The organism is Streptomyces sp. NPDC046887, assembly GCF_040644755.1.
Taxonomy (GTDB): domain Bacteria; phylum Actinomycetota; class Actinomycetes; order Streptomycetales; family Streptomycetaceae; genus Streptomyces; species Streptomyces lichenis.
The window spans coordinates 15,936-37,863 of the sequence record NZ_JBEYXH010000032.1; the positions used below are offsets into that span (position 1 = coordinate 15,936).

16 protein-coding genes are annotated in these 21,928 nt (G+C 75.1%); 6 read left to right on the plus strand and 10 right to left on the minus strand.

What is annotated here, in order from left to right:
• Positions 1-10 precede the first annotated feature (10 nt).
• From ABZ945_RS24740 to ABZ945_RS24765, 6 genes are all read right to left on the minus strand, one after another.
• Complete coding sequence (locus ABZ945_RS24740) at positions 11-2,995, minus strand: condensation domain-containing protein (RefSeq protein ID WP_361273390.1); 2,985 nt, start codon at positions 2,993-2,995, stop codon at positions 11-13.
• The gene (locus tag ABZ945_RS24745; protein WP_361273393.1) at positions 2,985-4,859 is read right to left on the minus strand and encodes a non-ribosomal peptide synthetase; all 1,875 of its coding nucleotides are present in this window, start codon (positions 4,857-4,859) and stop codon (positions 2,985-2,987) included. Before ABZ945_RS24745 ends, ABZ945_RS24740 begins: the two co-directional genes overlap by 11 nt.
• A gap of 1 nt (position 4,860) precedes the next feature.
• Positions 4,861-6,681 (minus strand): non-ribosomal peptide synthetase, encoded by a 1,821-nt coding sequence (locus ABZ945_RS24750; RefSeq protein WP_361273396.1) that lies wholly within the window; start codon positions 6,679-6,681, stop codon positions 4,861-4,863.
• Positions 6,678-9,845, minus strand: coding sequence for an amino acid adenylation domain-containing protein (locus ABZ945_RS24755; protein ID WP_361273399.1), 3,168 nt, complete (start codon positions 9,843-9,845; stop codon positions 6,678-6,680). Before ABZ945_RS24755 ends, ABZ945_RS24750 begins: the two co-directional genes overlap by 4 nt.
• Before the next feature lie 186 nt (positions 9,846-10,031).
• Positions 10,032-11,342 carry a condensation domain-containing protein gene (locus ABZ945_RS24760; protein ID WP_361273402.1) on the minus strand — a complete coding sequence of 437 codons (1,311 nt, stop codon included), beginning with the start codon at positions 11,340-11,342 and terminating at the stop codon, positions 10,032-10,034.
• Positions 11,343-11,380: 38 nt separating this feature from the next.
• Positions 11,381-12,691: an MFS transporter gene (locus tag ABZ945_RS24765; RefSeq protein WP_361273404.1), complete on the minus strand. Its 1,311-nt coding sequence runs from the start codon at positions 12,689-12,691 to the stop codon at positions 11,381-11,383.
• Between the two features lie 530 nt (positions 12,692-13,221).
• On the opposite strand from ABZ945_RS24765, the gene ABZ945_RS24770 reads away from it, so the two are divergent.
• Both ABZ945_RS24770 and ABZ945_RS24775 read left to right on the plus strand, forming a co-directional pair.
• Positions 13,222-14,313 carry a S1 family peptidase gene (locus tag ABZ945_RS24770; RefSeq protein ID WP_361273407.1) on the plus strand — a complete coding sequence of 364 codons (1,092 nt, stop codon included), beginning with the start codon at positions 13,222-13,224 and terminating at the stop codon, positions 14,311-14,313.
• Positions 14,314-14,516: 203 nt separating this feature from the next.
• The gene (locus ABZ945_RS24775; protein ID WP_361273409.1) at positions 14,517-14,966 is read left to right on the plus strand and encodes a hypothetical protein; all 450 of its coding nucleotides are present in this window, start codon (positions 14,517-14,519) and stop codon (positions 14,964-14,966) included.
• A 60-nt stretch (positions 14,967-15,026) separates the two neighbouring features.
• Here ABZ945_RS24775 and ABZ945_RS24780 read toward each other — a convergent pair whose 3' ends face one another.
• The gene (locus tag ABZ945_RS24780) at positions 15,027-16,235 is read right to left on the minus strand and encodes a DUF2993 domain-containing protein (RefSeq protein WP_361273412.1); all 1,209 of its coding nucleotides are present in this window, start codon (positions 16,233-16,235) and stop codon (positions 15,027-15,029) included.
• Positions 16,236-16,371: 136 nt separating this feature from the next.
• Here ABZ945_RS24780 and ABZ945_RS24785 point away from each other — a divergent pair, with 136 nt between their 5' ends.
• The 3 genes from ABZ945_RS24785 (at position 16,372) to ABZ945_RS24795 (ending at position 18,851) form a co-directional block, all read left to right on the plus strand.
• Positions 16,372-16,755: a VOC family protein gene (locus tag ABZ945_RS24785; protein ID WP_361273414.1), complete on the plus strand. Its 384-nt coding sequence runs from the start codon at positions 16,372-16,374 to the stop codon at positions 16,753-16,755.
• 89 nt (positions 16,756-16,844) lie between these two features.
• The gene (locus ABZ945_RS24790; protein ID WP_361273416.1) at positions 16,845-18,320 is read left to right on the plus strand and encodes an AlkA N-terminal domain-containing protein; all 1,476 of its coding nucleotides are present in this window, start codon (positions 16,845-16,847) and stop codon (positions 18,318-18,320) included.
• A 12-nt stretch (positions 18,321-18,332) separates the two neighbouring features.
• Positions 18,333-18,851 (plus strand): methylated-DNA--[protein]-cysteine S-methyltransferase, encoded by a 519-nt coding sequence (locus ABZ945_RS24795; RefSeq protein WP_361273419.1) that lies wholly within the window; start codon positions 18,333-18,335, stop codon positions 18,849-18,851.
• Positions 18,852-18,876: 25 nt separating this feature from the next.
• Here ABZ945_RS24795 and ABZ945_RS24800 read toward each other — a convergent pair whose 3' ends face one another.
• Genes ABZ945_RS24800 through ABZ945_RS24810 form a run of 3 tightly spaced genes read right to left on the minus strand, consistent with a single transcriptional unit; the run spans position 18,877 to position 20,482 of the window.
• On the minus strand, positions 18,877-19,596 hold the full coding sequence (locus ABZ945_RS24800; protein WP_361273422.1) for a Sir2 family NAD-dependent protein deacetylase: 720 nt from the start codon (positions 19,594-19,596) through the stop codon (positions 18,877-18,879).
• A 55-nt stretch (positions 19,597-19,651) separates the two neighbouring features.
• Positions 19,652-20,149 (minus strand): NUDIX hydrolase, encoded by a 498-nt coding sequence (locus ABZ945_RS24805; RefSeq protein ID WP_361273424.1) that lies wholly within the window; start codon positions 20,147-20,149, stop codon positions 19,652-19,654.
• Positions 20,150-20,188: 39 nt separating this feature from the next.
• The gene (locus ABZ945_RS24810; protein WP_361273427.1) at positions 20,189-20,482 is read right to left on the minus strand and encodes a hypothetical protein; all 294 of its coding nucleotides are present in this window, start codon (positions 20,480-20,482) and stop codon (positions 20,189-20,191) included.
• 207 nt (positions 20,483-20,689) lie between these two features.
• Between ABZ945_RS24810 and ABZ945_RS24815 the strand changes: the two genes are divergently transcribed.
• Entirely contained in the window at positions 20,690-21,844 is a 1,155-nt protein-coding gene (locus tag ABZ945_RS24815; RefSeq protein WP_361273430.1) for a glycerate kinase, read from the plus strand.
• Positions 21,845-21,928: the final 84 nt, after the last annotated feature.

Genomic DNA, 21,928 nt, shown 5'->3' on the forward strand with positions numbered 1-21,928 from the left:
ACCCCGCCGCTCAGCGGCCGGCCGCGCCCGCCGTCGCGGCCAGGGCCGTCCGCCAGTCCTCCCCGGGAAGCGCGGCCAGCGCCCCGGCCAGGTGGTCAGCGCGGTAGCGCCAGACGTGGTCCAGGTCCCGGTGGACGGTGCCGGACTCCACCACCCGGCCGCTGCCTCCGGTCAGCGCGACCAGCTCGGTGGCCAGGTCCCACCAGGAGACCTCGCCCGAGACGGTGTTGGCGACTCCGTGCACGGGCGCGTCCAGCGCGGCCACCACGGCGCGGGCCAGCGCGGCCGCGTGCACCCAGGGCGCCCCGTACCAGTGGCGGCCGGCCGGGCCGGGGCGGGGTACGGCCAGCTCACGGCCCTCGGCTGCCGCCTGGTAGAGCAGCCCGGTGGCGCCCCAGCGCAACTGGTCGCGGAACCGCTCGTGCGGCCCCCACACCAGAGGTGCGCGCAACGCGCTCGCGCCACCTCGGCCGCCCCGTCCGGCGGCCGCCAGCAGCATCGCCTCGGCGTCCCGCTTGGCCCGACCGTACGGGCTGAGCGGCTCCACCGAGGGAGCACCCTCGGCCACCTCCCCGGCATCCGGGCGGCCGTAGGCGTCCACGCTGCTGACGAAGACGAACGGCCCCGACCGCCAGGCCTCGGTCATCGCCGCCATCGCCGCGAGGTCCACCTCATGGCGGGTGAAGGTGCAGGCCGCGTGGACGATCGCGTCGGCCTCACATACCGCCGTGCGCAGCCCGTCCAGGTCCGTGAGGTCGCCCTCCACCACCTCCACCCCCTCGCTGATCCGGTGCAGCAGATGGGCCGACTCCGGGCGGGCCAGCGCCAGCACCGGACGGCCTCGCGCGGCCAGCTCCCGCAGCACGAAGGCGCCGACCCCGCCGGTCGCCCCGGTGACCAGGACCGCGCCCTCGCGCCGGCGCCGGGGCCGGCCGGACACCGGTACGGCGGCCTTCGCCGTCTCGGCCGCCGTCCGCTCGGCCTCCCGGGCGTCCAGCAGCGCGGTGATCTCCCGAGGGGTGCGGGCCTGGAGGATGTCGAGCCCGGTCAGCGGCAACCGCAGCTCCGCCCGCAGCCGTTCGGCGAGCTGCACGGCCACCAGCGAGTGGCCGCCCAGCGCGAAGAAGTCGTCGTCCGGCTCGGGGGTGCGGCCCAGCAGGACCCGGAAGCCCTCGGTCACCGCCTCGGCCCGCGGCCCCGATGTGTCCGCGGGGAGGCCGGTGAGACCCGGCAGGGCCGCCCGGTCCGGGGAGCCGTCGGGGGTACGGGGCATCGCGTCCAGCAGCATCACGGCCGCCGGGAGCTGCGCCGGCGTCAACCGGGTGCGCAGCCGGGCGCGCAACTCGGCGGGCGGCGGGGCGGACACCCCGCACGGCACCGCGTACGCCAGCACCGGACCGCCGTCCGGTGGCGCGACCACGGCCGCCTCGGCCAGCTGCGGATGCGACCGCAGGATCGCCTCGGCCGGGTGGGCGCCCCTGACCGAACGGACTCCTTCGGCCGGGTGCACGGAGCGCGCCTCCTCCGGACGGGCCACCGACGGCAGCGCGGACAGCGGCAGCGATGGATCGGCGGCCACCGAGGTGAGCACCGCGGCATGCGCCTCGGCGAGGGCGATCCCGGTCTCCTCGTCCAGCGCCGGGCCCGCGTACTGCACCAGCGCGGCCGGCAGCCCGCCCCCCTCCAGCGGGCCGCCGTCCAGCAGGCCCCCGTCCAGCGGGCCGCCCTCCAGGAGGCAGAACGACAGGTCGAACTTGGCGGTGGAGGCCGGGACGTCGACATACTCGCCGGTGGTGCCCGGCAGCCGCAGCGCGACCGGCTCACCCGGCAGGTCCGCGGTGACCCGGACCAGCCCCGTACCGTCACCGCCCCGGGCCGCCGCTCCCAGCCGGCCCAGGATCAGGTCGAATGGGACGTCACCGTGGTGCTGGGCGTCGAGCAGCGCCTCGCGGACCCGCCCGAGCAGGGTGGCGAACGACGGGTCACCGCCGAGGTCCACCCGTACCGGCAGGGTGTTGACGCACAGTCCGACCAGACCGCGCATCGCGCTGCCCCGGCGGTGCGTACCGGCGACCCCGATCACCAGATCGTCGGCGCCGGTCAGCCGGTGCAGCGAGGCGAACGCGGCGGCCAGCGCGACCGTGAACAGGGTGGCGCCATGGCGGGTGCCCAGCTCGCGCAGCTCGGCCGGGAGCGCGGCGGGCAGCGAACGGGAGACCGCCACACTTCCGGTGGACGTGCCCCGGGCCGGGCCCGGCAGCGAGACCGGCGCCGCCCCCGCCAGCCGCTCCGCCCAGTGGCGCAGCCCCGGCTCATGGCCGCCCGCGGCGGCGTGCTCGCGGCGGGCATGGTCGAGGTACTGCGGCGGGGTGCCGGGCAGCACCGCCGGACCGCCGCTCCTGGCGGCCGCGTAGAGCCCAGCCAGCTCGGTGGCGACCGTCTCCAGCGAGCCGCCGTCGATGGTGATGTGGTGGAAGACCACCAGCACCGTGTGGTCCTGCTCGCCGTGGCGGAGCACCAGCGCCCGGGGCAGTGCGCCCGCCGCCAGGTCGAAGGGGCGCCGCGCCTCCCGGGCCAGCAGCTCCGCGGCCTCGGCGGGCTCGCAGCGCACGACCGGCAGCGCGATCCGCTCCGGCGCGGCCAGCGTCTCCTGGTACGGCGTCTCCGCATATGGCTCTTCCGCCTGCTGGCGGAACCGCACCCGTAGCGCGCTGTGCCGAGCCACCAGGGCGGTCAGCGCCGCCTCCAGTGCCGCCAGGTCCAGCGCCCCGCGCACCCGGGTGGCGAACGGGACGGCATAGGAGTCGCCGGTGCCGCCGAGGCGCTCCATCAGCCACATCCGATGCTGGGCGTGGGACAGCGGCGCCCGCTCCCCGGCGGCATCAGGAACATCCGTCGCGGCCGTGGTCGAGGCCGACGTACGGGCACGGGCCCGACGCAGCAGCTCCTCCTGGAGCGCGGTGGATGAGGAAGGGGACACGTGCTCAGTGGGCATCCGCTGCCTCCGGAAGGTCGTCGGAAAGGCCGTCGGGACGGTCCTCGGGGCGCAGGTCGGCGTGCGCGGCGAGCAGGGCGTGCTCCACCAGGGCGGCGTGCGCCGCCACGGTGGGGGCGGTGAAGAAGTCGGCCAGGGCGATCTCCACGCCCAGCTCCTCGCGGAGGTCGTCGGTGACCACCAGGGCGAGCAGCGAGTGCCCGCCCAGCGCCAGGAAGTCGGCGTCCGCACGGGTCACCTCGCAGCCCAGCGCCCGTGCCCACACCTGGGCCACGGCCTCCTGGAGCGGGGTGAGCGGCACGGCGGCCGCCCCGTCCGACGCGTCCGGGGCCGGGGCCGCGGCCAGCAGCCGGCGGTCGACCTTGCCGGAGGCGGTGAGCGGCAGCCGCTCGACGATCCTCAGCTCCTCCGGCACCAGCGGCGCGGGCAGCAGGGCCGCCAGTCGTTCGCGCAGCGCGCCGGCGCGCGGCACCGGCCCGGCGGCGGCGACCACATGCCCGACCAGCCGGATGTCACCCCCCTCGGGGCGGTCGACGGTCACCGCGGCGTCGTCCACCCGGTCCAGGCTCCGCAGCGCGTGCTCCACCTCGCCCGGCTCCACCCGGTGACCGCGGATCTTCACCTGGTCGTCGGTGCGGCCGTGGAAGCGCAGCAGGCCGTCGGGGTCCCGGGAGACCACATCGCCGGTGCGGTAGAGGCGCCCCGCGACCGGGTGGTCGGTGAACCGCTCGGCGGTGAGCTCGGGGCGGCCCGCGTACCCCTGCGACAGCCGGCTGCCGCCGATCCACAGCTCGCCGCGCTCCCCGTCCGCCACCGGCGCGCCCCGGGAATCCAGGACGTGCGCGGTGGCCCCGGCGACCGGCCGGCCGATGGGCACCTGGCCCTCGCAGTCGGCCGCGGTCACCCGGTGGGCGGTGGCGAAGGTGGTGGTCTCCGTCGGCCCGTAGCCGTTGACCAACTCCAGCCAGGGGAAGGCCGCCAGGACCTCCCGGGCGGGCCGGGCGGCCAGCGCCTCGCCGCCCACCACCACGGACCGCAGCACCGAGAAGAGCCGGGAGCGGCGGGCGGCCAGCTGATGGAAGAGGGCGGTGGTGAGGAAGGCGACGGTGACCCCGTGGCGCTCCACATGCCGGGCCAGGTCCTCGAAGGAGGGCTTCTCCACGGTGCACACCACCACGGCCGCTCCGTTGGCCAGGGCGCCCCACACCTCGAAGGTGGAGGCGTCGAAGGTGGTGGGGGAGTGGAAGAGCACCCGGTCCCGGGCGGTCAGCGTCACGAACCCGGGCTCGGCGAGGAGTTGGGCCACCGCCCCGTGCGGCACGGCCACGCCCTTGGGGCGGCCGGTGGACCCGGAGGTGAACATGATGAAGGCGGTCGCGGACGGGGCGGGCGGCGCCCACTCCTCCTCCCCGTCCGCCGTCTCGTAGCCGGTGACGGGGAGGGCGAGCGTCCGGCCGGTGAGCGCCGCCGACTCCAGCAGTTTGGAGTCGCCGACGGTGAGGCTGATCCCGGCGTCGGCGGCCATCGCCTCGGTACGGGGCCGGGGGTGGGCCGGGTCGAGCGGCACGCACACCGCGCCCGCCCACCACAGCGCCAGCTGGGCGACGACCGTGGTCGCCGACCGGGGCACCAGCAGCCCCACCCGGTCACCGGGCCGCACCCCGTGCCGGCGCAACTGCCCGGCCAAGGAGCCTGCGGCGGCGGTCAGTTCGGCGTACGTCAGGGTGGTGTCCCCGTCGGCGACGGCCAGCGCGCCGGGGGTGCGCCGGGCGTGCCGGACCACCAGTTCGGGCAGTGTCGACGGGAGGGGGGACGGGCCCGGCCGGTCCATGTCCATGTCGATGCCGATGGTGTGGGCGTCCATGTCAGTTCCCTTCCGGGCGAGCGGAGTCGGCGCGCCTGGCGTCGACCAGGGCGGCGATGGACCGCAGGTCGGGCTGGCGCAGCAGGACCGAGGCGCGCAGCCGGACCCCGGCCTCGTCCTCGATGACGGTGAGCAGCCGGGCGGCGGCCAGCGAGGTGCCCCCGGCGGCGGTGAACCCCTCGTCCAGCGCGGCGTCCGGGCGGCCGAGCAGTTCGCGTACGGCCGCCAGCACCAGCCGTTCGCCGAAGGTGCTCCCCTCGGCCCCGGCCGCGGGGGCGGCGGCCTCCGCCTGGCGGGCCAGCTCGGCGCGGTCCACCTTGCCGTTGGCGTCCAGCGGGAAGGCGTCGGTGATCCGTACGCTGCCGGGCACGGCCTGCTCGGGCAGCCAGCCGCGTACGGCGGAGAGCAGCGCGCTCGCGGTGAGTTCCGCCCCCGGGACCGGCCGCACATGGGCGACCAGCCGGGTGCGGCCCTCGGAGGTGCGGGCGACCGTGACCACGGCGCCGCGCACCGACGGGTCCTGCTCGAACGCCGCCTCCACCTCGGCCGGTTCGATCCGTACCCCGCTGATCTTCACCTGGTCGTCCAGGCGGCCCAGGAACTCCAGCAGACCGTCCTCGCGCATCCGCACCCGGTCGCCGGTGCGGTACAGCCGCTCCGATCCGGTGGCACCCTCCTGGACGAACCGGCGGGCGGTCAGCTCCGGGTCGAGATAGCCCAGCGCCAGGCAGTCGCCGCCGATGCGCAGCTCCCCCTCCGCACCGGCCGGCACCGGCCGTCCCTCGCCGTCGGTGACCAGCACGGTCGCGCCCGGGATCGGGCGGCCGATCGGCGGGGCGGCCGAGCGGTCGGCGGGCCCCTCGCCGGGGCGCATGGTGTGCACGGTGGTGACCACGGTGGCCTCGGCCGGGCCATAGGCGTTGTGCACGGTGGCGGTCACCTCCGGGCCCGGGTGGCGGCGCATCCGGTCCCCGCCGGACACCAGCTGGCGCAGCACCAGCCCCTCCGGCCAGGGCCGGTCGAGCAGCGGCTCCACCATCGGGGTCGCCGCGACCGACACCGTCACGGCCGCCTCCCGCCACCAGTCGGTGAGCGCGGAGGGGTCCCAGCGCACCTCGTCCGGGGCCGGGACCAGCGCCGCACCCGAGGTCAGCCCGGCCCACAGCTCCAGCAGATGCGGGTCGAAGGCGACCCCGATGAGCAGCGACTGCCGGTCGTCCGGGGTCAGTCCGACCGCCTCCCGGTACCAGTCCAGCAGCCCGGTCAGTGAGCGCTCACCGACCGCCACCGCCTTGGGGCGGCCGGTGGAGCCCGAGGTGAGCACCGCGTAGAAGGTGCCCTCGGGCGCCCGCCGGGCCCCCTCGGGCCGCTCGGCGAACGCCGCCACCACCGTGTCCACGGCGTTGGCACCGGCCACCGGCAGCGGGAGCGCGACCCGCTCGGCGTCCCGGTGCCGGGGCGGCAGGACCTCCGGGGCGCCGATCAGGCACACCACGTCCAGGTCCTCGGTGACCGCCTCGGTGCGGCGCGCCCCGGGGCGCGGGCCGAGCGGAAGGTACACCGCGCCCAGCCGGGCCAGCGCCACGGCGGTGACCACCAGGGCGGCGGAGCGGTCCAGGCAGACGCCCACCAGATCGCCCGGGCGCACCCGGTCGCGCAGGGCTTCGGCGGCCCGGTCGGCGGCCTCGGACACCTCCGCGTACGACCAGCGGTGCGGGCCGTCCAGCACGGCGGGCGCCTGCGGGGCGGCGGTCACCCACTCCTCGAAGCGGGCGAGCACGGCGGTGCCCGTGGCCTGGGTCATCGGGGCTGCGGCGGTCATCGGGACTCCATCAGGGGCGTCGTGGCGGCGAGGGCGCCGGCCTGGTCGGCGAGGACCGGGTGCTGGAAGAGCACCCGCAGCGGCGGCCGGTGGCCCAGCCGAGGTTCCAGCCAGGCGGCGAGCCGCGCGGCGAGCAGCGAGTGGCCGCCGGAGTGGAAGAAGTGCGAGGAGGCGTCGAAGCGGTCATGGCCCAGCACCGTCCGCCAGCCGTCGGCGAGCAGCGCCGTCATGGGGTCGCCGTCCAGGACGGCGGCCGGGGCGGCCGCCGGCTCCGGGGCGCCCTCCAGCACCGCCGCCGCCCGGGTCAGCGCGGACCGGTCCGGCTTGCCGCCGGCCAGCACCGGCAGCCGCTCCAGCCGCGCCCACCGGGCCGGGACCAGCGCGGCCGGCAACCGCCGCCCCAGCTCCTCGTGCAGCGCCCGCTCACTCCAGGCGTCGGCCTCGCCGCCCTGCTCCAGGAAGCCGACCAGCCGCGGCGCCCCGGGGCCTTCGCGGTCCAGCACCACCGCGCAGGACCGTCCGCCGAGCACCGTGGACGCGGCCGCCTCCACCTCCTCCAACTCAATGCGGTAGCCGCGCAGTTTGACCTGGTGGTCGCGGCGGCCCAGGAAGTACAGCAGCCCGTCGAGGCCCCGGTAGCCGAGGTCGCCGGTGAGATAGACCCGCTGCCCGCCGAGTGCGGCGACCTCCGGGAACCGGGCCTCGGTGACCTCCGGACGGCCCGGGTAGCCCTCGGCCAACCCGGCGCCGCCGATGACCAGTTCGCCCACCGCGCCGTCCGGCAGCGGCCGCCGGTGCGCGTCCAGGACGTACACCCGCTGCCCCGGCAGCTCGGTGCCCAGCGGCACCTCCGCCGCCCCGTCCAGGCTCCCGGCGGTGATCTCGTACGCGGTGGAGCTGATCGCCGCCTCGGTGACCCCGTACACATTGAACAGCCGGGCGCCGGTCAGCCCCCGGAAGGCGCGGGCCACCTCGGCCGGCAGCCGCTCACCGCCCAGGGCCAGCACCCGGGGGGCCCAGCGGCCGCCCGCCAGCACGGCGGTCAGCTCGCCGCGCACGGCCAGGAAGTAACTGGTGGGCAGATTGGCGACGGTGACCCCGGCCGCGACCAGCGACTCGGCCAGCTCCGCACCCGTCGGCACCTCCACGGCGGGCACCACCAGGCAGGCCCCGGCGTGCAGCGAGGGCAGCACCTCCTCCAGCGACACATCGAACGACGGCTGGGCGAAGAGCAGCACCCGGTCCTCGGGCACCAGCCCGAACACCTCGGCGGCGCCGGTCAGATGGTTCTCCAGCGCGGCCCGGCCCACCGCCACCGGCTTCGGCATCCCGGTCGAGCCCGAGGTGTGGATCACGTACACCGCGCCGGGCAGGGCGGCGGCCGGCGCGGCCTGCGGCAGCCGGGGCGCGTGCACCTCGGCGGCGGGCAGCCCGGCCGGTACGGGGATCGGGGCGTCCGGCGAGGTCAGCACCAGCGCCGGGGCCAGCCGGTCGAGCAGCGCCGCCAGCCGGGCGGGCGGATCGGACGGGGAGAGCGGGCAGTACACCGCCCCGGTACGCAGACAGGCCAGCAGGGTCACCACCGCGTCGGCGCCGCGCGGCAGCACCGCCGCCACCGGCTGTCCGGCCCGTACCCCGGCCGTCCGCAGCCGCTCGGCCAGCGAGGCGACGAGCGCGTCCAACTCCCCGTAGCTCAGCGTCCGTTCCCCGACCAGCAGCGCGGGCCGGGCCGGGTCGTGTGCGGCCAGCGGGTCCAGCAGGTCCCGGTCACGGACGGGTGCCGGGACGGCCGGCACCTCCGGGACCGGCTGCGGGGCGAGGTCGGCCAAGGCGGTGCCGGGGGAGTCGAGATAGGCGCGGCAGAGGCCGGCCAGGCGCTCCGCCAGCAGGGTGGCCACCTCCTCGCCGAACAGGTCGGCGTCGTAGTCCCAGACCAGGGTCATACCGGCCACCCCCTGCCGGGGGCTCACCCCGCGCCGGTCGTCGGGCAGCAGCACCACATCGAGGTCGAAGCGGGTGGTGCCGGTGTTGAACCCCTCGAACAGCGTGACGTCCAGACCGGGGACGTCGATCTCCGGCAGCTCGGCGTCATGGGCGCTGAACATCACCTCGAACAGCGGGTTGTCCGCGCCGCTGGTGTGCAGCCCCAGCTCCCGGGTCAACTCCTGTACCGGGGTGCCCTGGTGGGGCAGCGCCCGGATCAGGACGTCGGTGACCTCCTCGGTCGCCTCCTGCGCGGGTGCCGCCGGGTCCAGCCGCAGCGGCAGCGGGATGGTGTTCACGAACATCCCGACCGCGTCCTCGTAGCCGCGCGGCCGGTTGCCGACGGCGGTGCCGACCACCATCGAGGAGCGCCCGCTGTGCCGCCGCAGCAACTCCGCGAAGAGGCCCAGCAGTACGGCGAACGGGGTCAAGCCGTTCTCCTTGGCGTGCGCCCGCAGCCGCTCGGCCAGGTCGGCGCCGATGGTCTGGCGCAGCTGGCCACCGCGGTGGCGGCGACGCGCCCCGGGCCGGGCCAGCCCGGGCAGCGGCATGTCCCGGGGCAGGTCCCCGAGCAGCCCGGTCCAGAAGGCGAGGCCTTCGTCGCGCTCCCCGGCCGCCGTACGCGTCCGGCGCGCCTCCTGCTCGGCCAGCTGGGCCCGGACATGGTCGGCGTACGAGGAGGGCCGGGGCAGGGCGACCGGCTCGCCCAGCACCTGGGCGCGGTAGACCGTGAACACGTCCCGCAGCAGGATCGCGAACGAGTGGCCGTCATGGATCAGATGGTGCTCGACATGGATGAGCCGGTGCCGGTCGGCGGCCATCCGCACCAGGGTCCAGCGCAGCAGCGGGGCCTCATGGGTGTCGAGCGGGGTCTCCGCCTCGGTGCGCAGCAGCTCCTGGAAGGCGGCGTCCGGATCGGGCCGGCCGCTGAGGTCCACGGTGCGCAGCCGCGGCGCGCACTCCTCGGCCACCCGCTGCCCCGGCACCGAGCCGGGTACGTCGACCAGCTCCAGCCGCAGTCCGGGATGGCGGTCGAGAGTGGCGGCCAGGCCGCTGCGCAGCGCCTCGGGGTCGAGGGTGCCCCACAGATCGAGGGCGGCGGTGAAGTTGTAGGCACGGCTGCCGGTGTGCACCTGCTCGTGCAGCCACACGATCTCCTGCGAGGAGGAGAGCGGAAACATGGGCGATCCCTGGGTTGTCGGGTCGTGCGGACACGCCCGGGCACGATGGTGCCGGGCGGTGGGGGGGTGGGCCGTACGCGGATCACGCGCGGGCCCGGGGTGGGGTCGCCGACATGGGTGGGGCCGGCAGGGTGCGGCGCCGCCGTGCTGAACACGGCCCGGCGCCGCCGGCGGTACGGGGAGAAGTCAGAGAACCATCGTCGCTACGGGCCCTTCGGGCACCCGCAGCGCGTCGGTGAGGGCGGCGAAGGCGCGCTCGGCGTCCTGGTCGGCGAGGACCGCGCGGTCCCACACCATCCGCAGCCGCAGCCCGTCGCCCTGGGTGACCGAGACGGCGAACGGTCCGCGCACCGGGCGCCCGTCCACCTCGGTCTCCGTGCCGGGGACACCGCCGAGGACCAGTGCCGGCCGGTCCCGTACATCGTCCACGGTCAGCAGCCCGCCCAGCGCCCCGGTCCACGGGGAGCCCGCGGCCCTGGCCGCCTGGACCACCGCGTCGAAGGGGGTGTCGGCCCGGTCCAGGTCGTCCCACCAGCGCTCGGTGGTGGAGTCCCGGCCTGCCCCGTCGTCCGAACCGGCGGGGAAGACCAGGGTGTTGAGGAAGCAGCCGAGCACCTCCTCGGCCCCTGGCGGCCGGCCGCCCCAGGGGTAGCCGAGCGGTACGGGCCCGCCCTCCGCCCCGTACAGCGCCTGCACCGCGGCCGTGCAGCCGTCCAGGAGAGCCGGGAAGCCCACCCCGCCGGGGACACCCGGCAGCCGGGTGCGCAAGGCGCCGCTGGACGCGTCGGTCGCGGACGACACCGGCGGTGCGGTGTGCTCCCGTACGGTACGCAGCCGTTCGCCCCAGTAGTCCAGCGCGGCCGGGGTGGACGCGCGCTCCTCGGCGTCGAGCTGCGCCAGCACCGCCGCCCGGTAGACGGCCAGTTGCTCGTCCGCCCCGTCCCGGTCCGGCTCCTCCACGTCCCGCCCGTCATAGGCCGCGCCGAGCTCCGCCACGATCCGGCCCAGGGACCAGCCGTCGCAGACGGCATGGTCCAGCACGATGGCGAGGATCTCGCGGGCCTGTCCCGGATCACCACCGCCAGCGTCCTGCGCCAGCAGGATCCGCATCGGCGGCCCGTCAACGGCCCACTCGGCCAGGGCGCGGCGCAGCGCGTCCTCGGCGCTCTCCCCGGCCAGTCGGGCCACCGGGGTTACCGGGACTTCGGGCTCGGCGAGCCGGAGCACCGGGGTGCCCCGTACCACCGAGGGCCGGGCCCGCAGCGCGGGATGCCGGGCGGCCAGCCGCGCCGCCGCGGCGCGCAGCCGGTCCGGGTCCACGGTCCCCGAGGGGAAGGCGAAGAACATCGGCACCAGGTCCGGACGGCCCGCGCGGTCCAGGGCGCGCACCAGCAGGAAGCGGCGCTGCGCCCCGGTGGCCGGGAGCAGCAGCGGTGCGTCCCTGCCCTCGTCGAGCCGCCGATAGCGGGCCAGATACTGACCGGTGATGGTCTGCACGGAATCCCTTCCTGAGGTGGTGAGTCGTCGTCCGGCGCTCATGGGGTGTCCACCCCCGCGGGCGCGACATCGTCGGCCTCGGCGCCGGCGTCGGCATCCGCGGGGGGCGGCAGGTCCCGCATCCGGCGCAGTGGGGAGAGCAGCAGCGGCAGGGGGACCAGCAGGAAGCCGGCGGCGCAGCAGACCAGCGCCGCCCGCGGGCCGAGGCCCTCGGCCAGGGCGCCGCCCGCCAGCGCGCCCAGCGGCAGGGTGCCCCACATCAGGAACCGCAGGGTGGCGTTCATCCGGCCCAGCAGCCGCGGCGGGCAGAGCGACTGGCGGAAGCTCACCTGCGCCACGTTGTAGACCACCGCACCGAAGAACACCGTGCCCGAGGCCACCGCGAACAGGGCCGCGCCCGCGCCGCCGGAGGACAGCGGCCAGAGCACCGCGAAGGGGCCGGTGGCCAGCGGCGCCAGCCAGATCACCCGGGCCTGCCCGAACCGGCGGCCGATCGCCCCGGCGCACAGCGCACCGGCCAACCCGCCGACGGCGGCCGCCGAGTACACCAACCCCAGTGCGGTGGGCGCCAGTTCCAGCGTCCGGACCAGGAAGACGGTCTGTACGGCCAGCAGGATGGCGGCCAGGAAGTTCCCCAGGGCCGTGGCGGCGGCGATCACCCGCAGCAGCGGGTGGCGCATGACGAAGCGCAGCCCCTCGGCGACCTCCCCGGTGAGCGAGGCGCCCGGTACGGGCTTCGGCCGCTCCTCGGTGTCCTTGATACCGAGCAGGAACAGGGCGCTGAGCGCATAGCCGACCGCGTTGGCCGCGATCGCCAGGTGCGCGCCCGCGAGCTGCACCAGACCGCCCCCGAGACCGGGACCCGCCACCTGCGCGGAGGAACGCACCACCTCCAGCGCGCCGTTGCCCGCCACCAGTTGCTCACGGGGGAGCAGCCGGGGCAGGAAGCTCTGGTGCGCCACGTCGAAGAACACGGTGGCGGCCCCGGTGACCAGGGCCACCAGATAGAGCTGGGCCATCGTCAGGACCCCGGCGATCCCGGCCAGCGGGACGCTCGCCATGGCGGCCGTCCGGACCACGTCGGCGCGGATCATCAGCGGAAGCTTGCGCATCCGGTCGACCCAGGCCCCGGCGGGCAGGCCGATCAGCAGAAAGGCGGCCGTCTCCGCGGCGGTGAGCACGCCCACCTCCAACGGGGAGGCGTCGAGCACGAGGACGGCGGCCAGTGGCAGCGCCACCAGGGTGATCTGGGCGCCCGCCTGGCCGGCCGCGGCGCCGGCCAGCAGCAACCGGAAGTCACGCAGGCGCAGCGGACCCCCGCGCTCGGAGACGGTGTGGGTTACGGACATATGAGCGACCTTCACCGAATGGATGATCAATCGTCAAAGCGGGCTGTCCATTTTTGATCATTTTTCTTCGGCGTTTTAGCGACGGTGCAGGAAATTTTTCGCGATGGGGAGACGGTCTCCGGATGAAGCGCGGTGATCCATGAGCGGTGTCACCCCGTGCGGCGCCGCGAACACGGTCCGCCACCGCCGCTCGGGAAGCCGCCGACGCCCTCCGCGGACCAAGGGAGTCACTCTGGCCGAAAGTTGCCACTTTCCCTCCACACAGGCGGAATGGGTCATTCCTTCTGCTAGGGAGCGGAAGAGGCGCCCATCCTTCCGCGCGCCCGCCCGGCCGCCTTCCGGGCTTCTGCACCACTGCGCTGCGTTGTGTTGTGAACATGGCGCCGTTGTGACCGGTGTGAAGGTCACGTGCGTCTCACTCAATGAGACTTGTCGCCGTCGCCGAGGCGTCGGAATAGTGAGCGGCCCATCCTCCGTGCCACCCGGTGCCCCACGCTCCGCACGGCACGGCCCCACAGGAAGGCGACACAGTGAATCATCGTCGAACGACGAAGCGGCGGACGGCAGTTGTGACCGGCGGCGCCATAGCGGCCCTGCTCGGCGCGGGCCTGACCATCCAGACCGCGAACGCCAGCCAGGACCCGGGCGCGGAAGCGAAGCCCCGGCCCCTGTCGGTGGCGGCGGCCGGCTCGCTGGCCTCGAAGCTGGAGTCCAAGCTGGGAGCCGAGGCGGCGGGTGCGTTCTATGACGCCTCGGCGAAGAAGCTCGTGGTGAACGTGGTGGATCAGGCGGGTGCGGACGCGGTGCGTGCGGCGGGTGGTGAGGCCAGAATCGTGGAGCACACGCTGGCGGAGCTGAAGGCGGCCCGTGGTGAGCTGAAGAAGGACGCGTCGGTGCCGGGGACCTCCTGGGCGGTGGACCCGGAGACCAACACGGTGATCGTGACCGCGGACCGCACGGTGAAGGGTGCGGATCTGGCGAAGGTGACCTCGGCGGTCAAGGAGCTGGGCGGCAAGGCGGAGTTGAAGCGCACCAAGGGCGAGTTCCGCACCTTCCTCTCCGGCGGTGACGCGATCCACTCCGGTGGGGGGCGGTGCTCGCTGGGGTTCAATGTGGTGAAGGACGGTGCGCCGCACTTCATCACGGCGGGGCACTGCGGTGAGGCGGGGAGTGAGTGGTCGGAGTCGGCGGGGGGTGCGGCGGTCGGGAAGATGGTGGATTCGCAGTTCCCGGGCAATGACTTCGCGTTGGTGAAGTACGAGGGTGATGTGTCGGCGCCGAGCGAGGTGAACCTGTACGGCGGTGGGACGCAGGCGATCGCGAAGGCGGCTGAGGCGACCGTGGGGATGAAGGTGACCCGGTCGGGGTCGACGACGCAGGTGCATGAGGGCACGGTGACGGGGTTGGACGCCACGGTGAACTACGGCAACGGTGATGTGGTGGAGGGTCTGATCCAGACCGATGTGTGCGCGGAGCCGGGGGACAGCGGCGGTTCGCTGTTCTCGGGTGACGCGGCGGTGGGTCTGACCTCGGGTGGCAGTGGGGACTGCTCCTCGGGTGGGGAGACCTTCTTCCAGCCGGTGACCGAGGCGCTCAGCGCCACCGGCGCCACCATCGGCTGACCCGAGCGGCACCAGCTCACAGCGGGGCCCCGGATGCTCAGGCGTCCGGGGCCCTTCGCCATGCCCGCGTTCACGTCCGTCCCTCCCGCCGGTGTCCCGATCCCGTCGTCCGCCCTCCCTGCCCCCGCCGGGGTCGTTATCATGTGGACGTTTTCCACGTTGGGCCGTTGAAAACCGAACCGCGACGCCCGATGGGAGGGGCCATGCCGCAGACACTCGGGACGGACAGCGTGGCGAGCACCGCCGCGCTGCTGAGGGAGGAACTGCCCCGGCTGGAGCAGTGCAAGGCGGATCTGGAACGGGAACTGGCGGCCGTATCCAGCCGGTTGGACGCCGTCCGCACGGCCCTCGGCGCCCTCCAGGCCCTCACCGCCGCCACCTCGCCCGCCCCGCCCCGGCCAACACCCGCACACGCAGCGGCGATCGGGGGAGCGGACGCCGGGCCCGCGGGCTGGCCCGGCGGACTGACCGAGCAGGTGGCCGCCATCCTGGCCGCGCACGGCGGAGCGGCGATGCGGGCCCGGGACGTGGCCGCGCTGCTGGGCCGGGACACCTCCAACAACGCCATCAACACCGTACGCGGCACCCTGGACCGGCTCGTCGCCACCTCCCGCGCCCACCGCGCCGGCCGCGGCCTCTACCAGGCGCCGTAGCCCCGCTGACTCCTCCGTCAGAAGCGCTGGTCCTCAGAAAAGCACCGGTCCTCAGAAGCCTCAGTCCGTCGAGCCGAAGGCCAGCCCCGTGCCCACCAACCGGGCCCGGACGCCCGACTCCTCCACGGACACATCCCGCACCCGGATGTCCCGGGCCGACTCGGGCAGCGCGTACGAGAAGGAGAGCCGATCGGTCAGAGCCGGCGGCCGCAGCTTCAGCAGGGCATCCACCAGGCCGGGATCGATGCCCGCCTTCTCCAGCAGCCAGGGGTGCTCGACCACCAGGTCCACCAGGTTGACCTGGCTCAACTGCTGGAGGAACCGCGGCGATCCGGTCAACCGGTGCAGCTCCTCCTCGCCGTGCAGCGCCCGATCCACCGCCGACTTCGGCAGCCCCAGCCGCTGGGTCAGCGCGGGCACCCCGAGCAGCGCCTTGGCCTCGGCGGCGGTGGAGCTGATCCGGCGGGCGGCCGCCGGGTGCAGCCGCAGCCCCGCCTTCGGGCCCTCACCCGGGCGGTAGGTGAACAGCCCCGGCACATCCAGCCGCATCCCCGCGATCGTCGTGGAGAGCGACCTGCCGCCCTCCGCCCCCACCGTCGCCCTCGCCTGGAGCCGCAGCTCCCGGCCGGCCACCGGCAGGGTGCCCGTGATCAGCACCTCCCGCTCCCCGGCCTTGCTGAACTTCAGCTGGGAGGCGCCCAGTTCACGGCTGAGATCGTCGAAGGAGAGCAGCACGTCACCGTCCATCCGGTCGATGACGGCCCCCTGCACCGAGCTCGGCAGGTCGCCGACGACATGGATGTTCTGCGCGGTCGCCTCCACCTCGGCCAGCGACACCTTGCTCGCCGCCACATCCGGAACCTTGACCCGCGCCCGGTCGATCCGCTTGTCCAGCACCTGGGTGAGGAAGGGGAACCCGTCGATGTCCACCTGCGGACGGGCGGCCAGATGCAGCGACTGCTGGATCTTCTCCTCGGTCTTCTGCTCCGCGTACGCCACGGCCAGCCGGTCGCCCGCGACCAGCAGCACCGCGCCGACCAGCGCGGTCGCCCCCAGCTTCAGCACCACGGGCACCCCCGCCAGCCGGCTCCTGCCCCGATGGGAGCGGTGCCGGGGCGGGGACCACTCCTCCCGCTCGCGGTCCGAGCGGACGGCGCCGGTCAGATCGGCGAAGTCGTCGCGCCCGACTTCCGGCTCCGCGCCGTAGTCGGGCTCCGGGTCGGCGAGCGCGGCCAGTTCGTCGTAGGGATTGGGACGTTGTGGTGTCATGCGTGTGGGGGATCGCATCACCACATCCCATCATGGGCCCCGTCGGTCGCCGCAAGCCGAGCCGCCGCGCGCCGACGAGACCTTGGCCACGTCAGCCACGGGCACCGCGACGCGGCCATCTCGTACAGTGACGGCCATGGCATGCCGCATCAGTGAACTGGTCATCGACGCGACGGACCCCGGCCGGCTGGCCGCCTTCTGGAGCGAGGTCCTCGGCTATGGGGAACTCGACCGGGACGAGGACGGATCCATCGAGATCGGCCCGCCCGACGCAGGCTTCGGCGGCCCCCAGCCCACCCTGATCCTCAGCCCGACCGGCGACCCCCGCCCGGCCAAGCTCCGGCTGCACATCGACGTCAGCCCCACCGACCGCGACCAGGACGCCGAGCTGGAACGACTGCTCGCCCTCGGCGCCAAGCCGGTGGACATCGGCCAGACCGGTGACGAGAGCTGGCACGTCCTGGCCGACCCCGAGGGCAACGAGTTCTGCCTGCTGCGCACCCGGATCCAGCCCGTGTGACCCCCGGTCCGTGAGCGCCGGAAAAGCCCCCGCCGCCGATGTCGTTTTCCTGCCAGCGACCGGGGCCGCCGCTGCTGGATGCTGATCCCATGCACACCGACACCGAGCACTGCGTCCGGGCCGTGCGGTCCAAGGACGCACGGTTCGACGGCTGGTTCTTCACCGCCGTACTCACCACCCGCATCTACTGCCGGCCCAGCTGCCCGGTCGTGCCGCCCAAGGCCGAGAACATGATCTTCTACCCCAGTGCCGCCGCCTGCCAGCGGGCCGGCTTCCGGGCCTGCAAGCGGTGCCGACCGGACACCAGCCCCGGGTCACCGGAGTGGAACGCCCGCGCCGACACCGTCGCCCGGGCGATGCGGCTGATCCGCGACGGGGTGGTGGACCGCGAGGGCGTGCCCGGCCTCGCCGCCCGGCTCGGCTACTCCGCCCGCCAGATCGAGCGCCAGCTGCGCGCCGAACTCGGCGCCGGACCGCTCGCCCTCGCCCGCGCCCAGCGGGCCCAGACGGCCCGGGTGCTCATCGAGACCACCGCGCTGCCCTTCGCCCATGTCGCCTTCGCCGCCGGCTTCTCCTCGGTGCGCACCTTCAACGACACCGTCCGCGAGGTCTTCGCGCTCGCCCCCGGTGAACTGCGGGCCCGGGCGGCCCGCCGGGCGGGGGCCGACGGGGCCAGCCCCGGAACCATCGAGCTGCGGCTGCCCCACCGCACCCCGCTCACCCCCGGCAACCTCTTCGGCCATCTCGCCGCCACCGGCGTCCCGGGCGTGGAGGAGTGGCGCGACGGCGCCTACCGGCGCACCCTCGCCCTGCCGCACGGCCATGGCATCGTCACCCTCACCCCGCGCCCCGGGCACATCGGCTGCCGGCTCTCCCTCACCGACCCGCGCGATCTGACCCTCGCCGTCAACCGCTGCCGCTGGCTGCTCGACCTGGACGCCGACCCGCTCGCCGTGGACGAGCAGCTGAGCGCCGACCCGGTGCTCGCCCCGCTGGTGGCGAAGAACCCCGGCCGGCGGGTGCCCCGTACCGTCGACCCGGCGGAGTTCGCGGTCCGCGCGGTGCTCGGCCAGCAGGTCTCCACCGCCGCCGCCCGCACCCACGCCGCCCGGCTGGTCACCGCGCACGGGAAGCCCGTCGAGGACCCGGACGGCGGCCTCACCCACCTCTTCCCCGACCCCGAGGCGCTGGCCTCCCTCGACCCGGAGGCCCTGGCGCTGCCGCGCCAACGCCGCACCACCCTGACCACCCTGGTCGCCGCGCTCGCCGACGGCACCGTACGGCTCGGCCCGGACACCCACTGGGACGAGGCCCGCGCCCGGCTGGCCGAACTGCCCGGGATCGGCCCCTGGACCATCGAGACCATCGCCATGCGCGCCCTCGGCGACCCGGACGCCTTCCTCGCCACCGACCTCGGCGTCCGCAAGGCGGCCCAGCGGCTCGACCTGCCCGCCACCCCCGCCGCGCTCACCGCCCGCACCGCCCCCTGGCGGCCCTGGCGCGCGTACGCCGTCCAGCACCTGTGGGCCACTGACAACCACCCGATCAACACCCTGCCCAGCTGAGGAGCACCCGTCATGCACCGCCGGCACACCGTGGTCGACAGCCCCTACGGCCCGCTCACCCTGGTCGCCACCCACGGCGTCCTCAGCGGGGTGTACATGGCCGGGCAGCGGTACCGGCCGCCCGAGGAGTCCTTCGGTGAGCCCGACCCGCGCCCGTTCACCGAGGCGGTCCGCCAGCTCGACGCGTACTTCGCCGGCCAGCTCACCGCCTTCGACCTGCCGCTGCACCTGGCCGGCACCCCGTTCCAACGGCGGGTCTGGGAACGGCTGCTGACCATCCCATACGGGCAGACCAGCAGCTACGGGGAGCTGGCCCGGGAGCTCGGCGCGCCGACCGCCTCCCGCGCGGTGGGCCTCGCCAACGGCCGCAACCCGCTGATCATCATCGTGCCCTGCCACCGGGTGGTCGGCGCCAACGGCAGCCTCACCGGATACGGCGGCGGGCTGGAGAACAAGCGCCGGCTGCTCGCCTTCGAAAGCGGCACCAGCGGGACGGGCAGGCGCCCGGCGGCGGCCGGCACGCTCTTCTGACCCCCGGGCCCCGGGCCGGCGGCGGCTACGCCAACTGCCCGAGCAGGGCCGGCAGCGCGGTGCCGATGGGCTCGCGGACCACCTCGTCCGCGAACTCGTCATACGGCGTGGGCTCGGCGTTCACCACCACCAGCCGCGCCCCGTGCTCCGCCGCCATCCCCGCCAGCGAGGCCGCCGGCTGCACCTGAAGGCTGGACCCCACCGCGAGGAACACCTCCGCCGCCTTGGCGATGTCCATCGCCTGGCCCAGCACCACCGGATCCAGCCGCTCCCCGAACATCACCGTCGCCGGCTTCAGGACGGAGCCGCACACCTCGCACGGCGGGTCCTCCTCGCCCGCGTCCACCCGTGCCAGCGCGTCCGCCATCGGGGAGCGGGCGTGGCAGCCGGTGCACAGCACCGACCGCGCGGTGCCGTGCAGTTCCAGCACCTTGCGGTCGGGCAGCCCGGCGAGCTGGTGCAGCCCGTCCACGTTCTGGGTGAGCACCCGCACCGCGAAGCCGTCCGTCCGGTCCAGCTCGGCGATCGCGGTGTGCGCCGCGTTGGGCCGGGCCCGCAGCGCCGGGCCGTCGCGCCGCATCCGCCACGCCCGCCGGCGGATCTCCGGGTCGGCCATGTAGTACGCGTAGGTCACCAGCTTCTCGGCGTCCGGGTCGCGCGTCCACAGCCCGTTGGGGCCGCGGTAGTCGCTGATACCGGAGTCGGTGGAGATGCCGGCACCGCTGAGGATGGCGACGAGGGTCATACCCGCGAGCGTACGCAGCCGGCCCGCACCCCCGCCAACGCCTTTTCCGCAGGTGTCAACGTCCGCCCGGCCGGCGGCCGTTCTCCAGCTCCACCGCCCCGGCGTCCGCCGCCAGCGACTCCAGCGCCGCCGCCACCCGGTGGCGCAGCTGGCCCAGCAGATACCGCTCCAGCTCGGCCGGCTCCACCAGGCGCCACTCCAGCAGCTCCTCCTCCTGGAGCCGGATGGCGCTCAGCTGCTCCTCGCCGAGGATCCCGCCGTCGAACACCCAGGCGGCGATCGGCGGCCGGCCCGGGCCCGGCACCCAGTCCACCACCAGCAGCCGCCCCGGTTCCACGTCGAGGCCGATCTCCTCGCGGGTCTCCCGGCGGGCGCCCTGCCGGGGCGTCTCCCCGGTGTCCGACTCGATGGTGCCGCCGGGCAGCGCCCAGCCGTCGCGGTAGTTCGGCCGCACGAGCAGCACCCGGCCGCCGGCGTCCCGGAAGAGCGTGGCGGCGCCGGCGAGCACCCGGGGGAGCCCGGCGATATAGGTGGCGTAGTCGCTGGAGGTCACCCTCGGCAGCCTAGCCACCCGCGCATGGGTGCCGGGGGCTCAGCCCGGTGGCCGGGCGACCGGGGTCGGCACCCGGGCTCCGCGGCCCTCCCGTACCGCCTCCACCACCGCCTCATGCAGATCGCGGCTGTCCCGTTCCGAAGCGCAGGGCACGGGTGATCCGGTCATGGTGAACCACTCGGAGGCCCCGCTGTACTGGATGGCGATCAGCGCCTCGCCACCCGCCCAGGTGGTGTGCACGGTGACATTGCCGGTGACGATGCCGAGTTCGTCGGTGCGAACCCCGCCACTGCCCGTGTACACGTCGGTCGTCGTCCACGATGCCCACGTCATAGTGGCCAGCGTCACACGAACGGCCCAACGACGCGAGCCGTGCGGAAGAGCGAATTCCGCCACGTCCGAAAACCGTCGGGACCGCCCCTTGCCCTCTCGGTCCGTCCGACCAGCGGATACGGTCCGGCCGGGGCTGGCCAGGCCTCCGGCCCTCCGGATAGGGTCGGCCTCGGCGCGACTGCCTGTTCGAAAGCAAGGGATACCACGGTGGCGGACGGAGCAGTTTCTGAGGCCGCGCGCGTACTGGTCGCGGCCGACAAGTTCAAGGGTTCGCTCACGGCCGTGCAGGTCGCCGAGCGTGTGACGGCCGGTCTTCGCCGCGTCGTCCCCGATCTGGAAGTGGAGACGCTCCCCGTCGCGGACGGCGGGGACGGCACGGTCGCGGCGGCGGTGGCGGCCGGGTTCACCCGGCACGAGGTACGGGTCACCGGCCCGGTCGGCGAACCGGTCACCGCGGCGTTCGCGCTGCGCGAGGGCACCGCCGTGGTGGAGATGGCGGAGGCCTCCGGGCTCCAGCTGCTCCCCAGGGACGGGCTCGCCCCGCTGAGCGCCACCACCTACGGCTCCGGGGAGCTGCTGCGGGCCGCCCTGGACGCGGGCGCCCGCACCATCGTCTTCGGGGTCGGCGGCAGCGCCACCACCGACGGCGGCGCCGGGATGCTCGCCGCCCTCGGCGCCCGGTTCCTGGACGCGGACGGCGCACCGGTGGGCCCGGGCGGCGGGGGGCTCAAGCAGCTCGCCACCGCCGACCTCTCCGGGCTCGACCCCCGCTTCGCCGAGGTGGAGCTGGTCCTCGCCAGCGATGTCGACAACCCGCTGACCGGCCCCAAGGGCGCCCCGGCCGTATACGGCCCGCAGAAGGGCGCCTCACCGGACGACGTGGCCGATCTGGACGCGGCCCTGGCGCACTACGCCTCGGTGCTCGCCGCCTCGGGCGTGCCGGACGCGGCCGAGCTGGCCGAGTCGCCCGGCGCGGGCGCCGCCGGCGGTATCGGCTACGGCGCCCTGGTGGGCCTCGGCGCGAGCTTCCGCCCCGGGATCGATGTGATGCTGGATGTGCTCGGCTTCGCCCCGGCACTGGCCCGGGCCACCCTGGTGATCACCGGTGAGGGCTCGCTGGACGAGCAGACCCTGCACGGCAAGGCCCCGGCGGGGGTGGCCGCCGCCGCCCGGGAGGCCGGGGTGGAGACGGTCGCGGTCTGCGGCCGGCTCGCGCTGCCGCCGGAGGCGCTGGGCCGGGCGGGCATCCGCCGCGCCTACGCGCTGGCCGAGCTGGAGCCGGACCCGGCCAGGTCCATGGCCGAGGCGGGCCCGCTGCTGGAGCGCGCCGCGGAGAACCTCGCCCGGGACTTCCTGCGCTGACCCGTTACGCACGGATGACGCCGCCCACGACCCGGGGCGGCGCATCTCCGCGTAACAGCACCACTCCGTCCCGTAACACCCCCG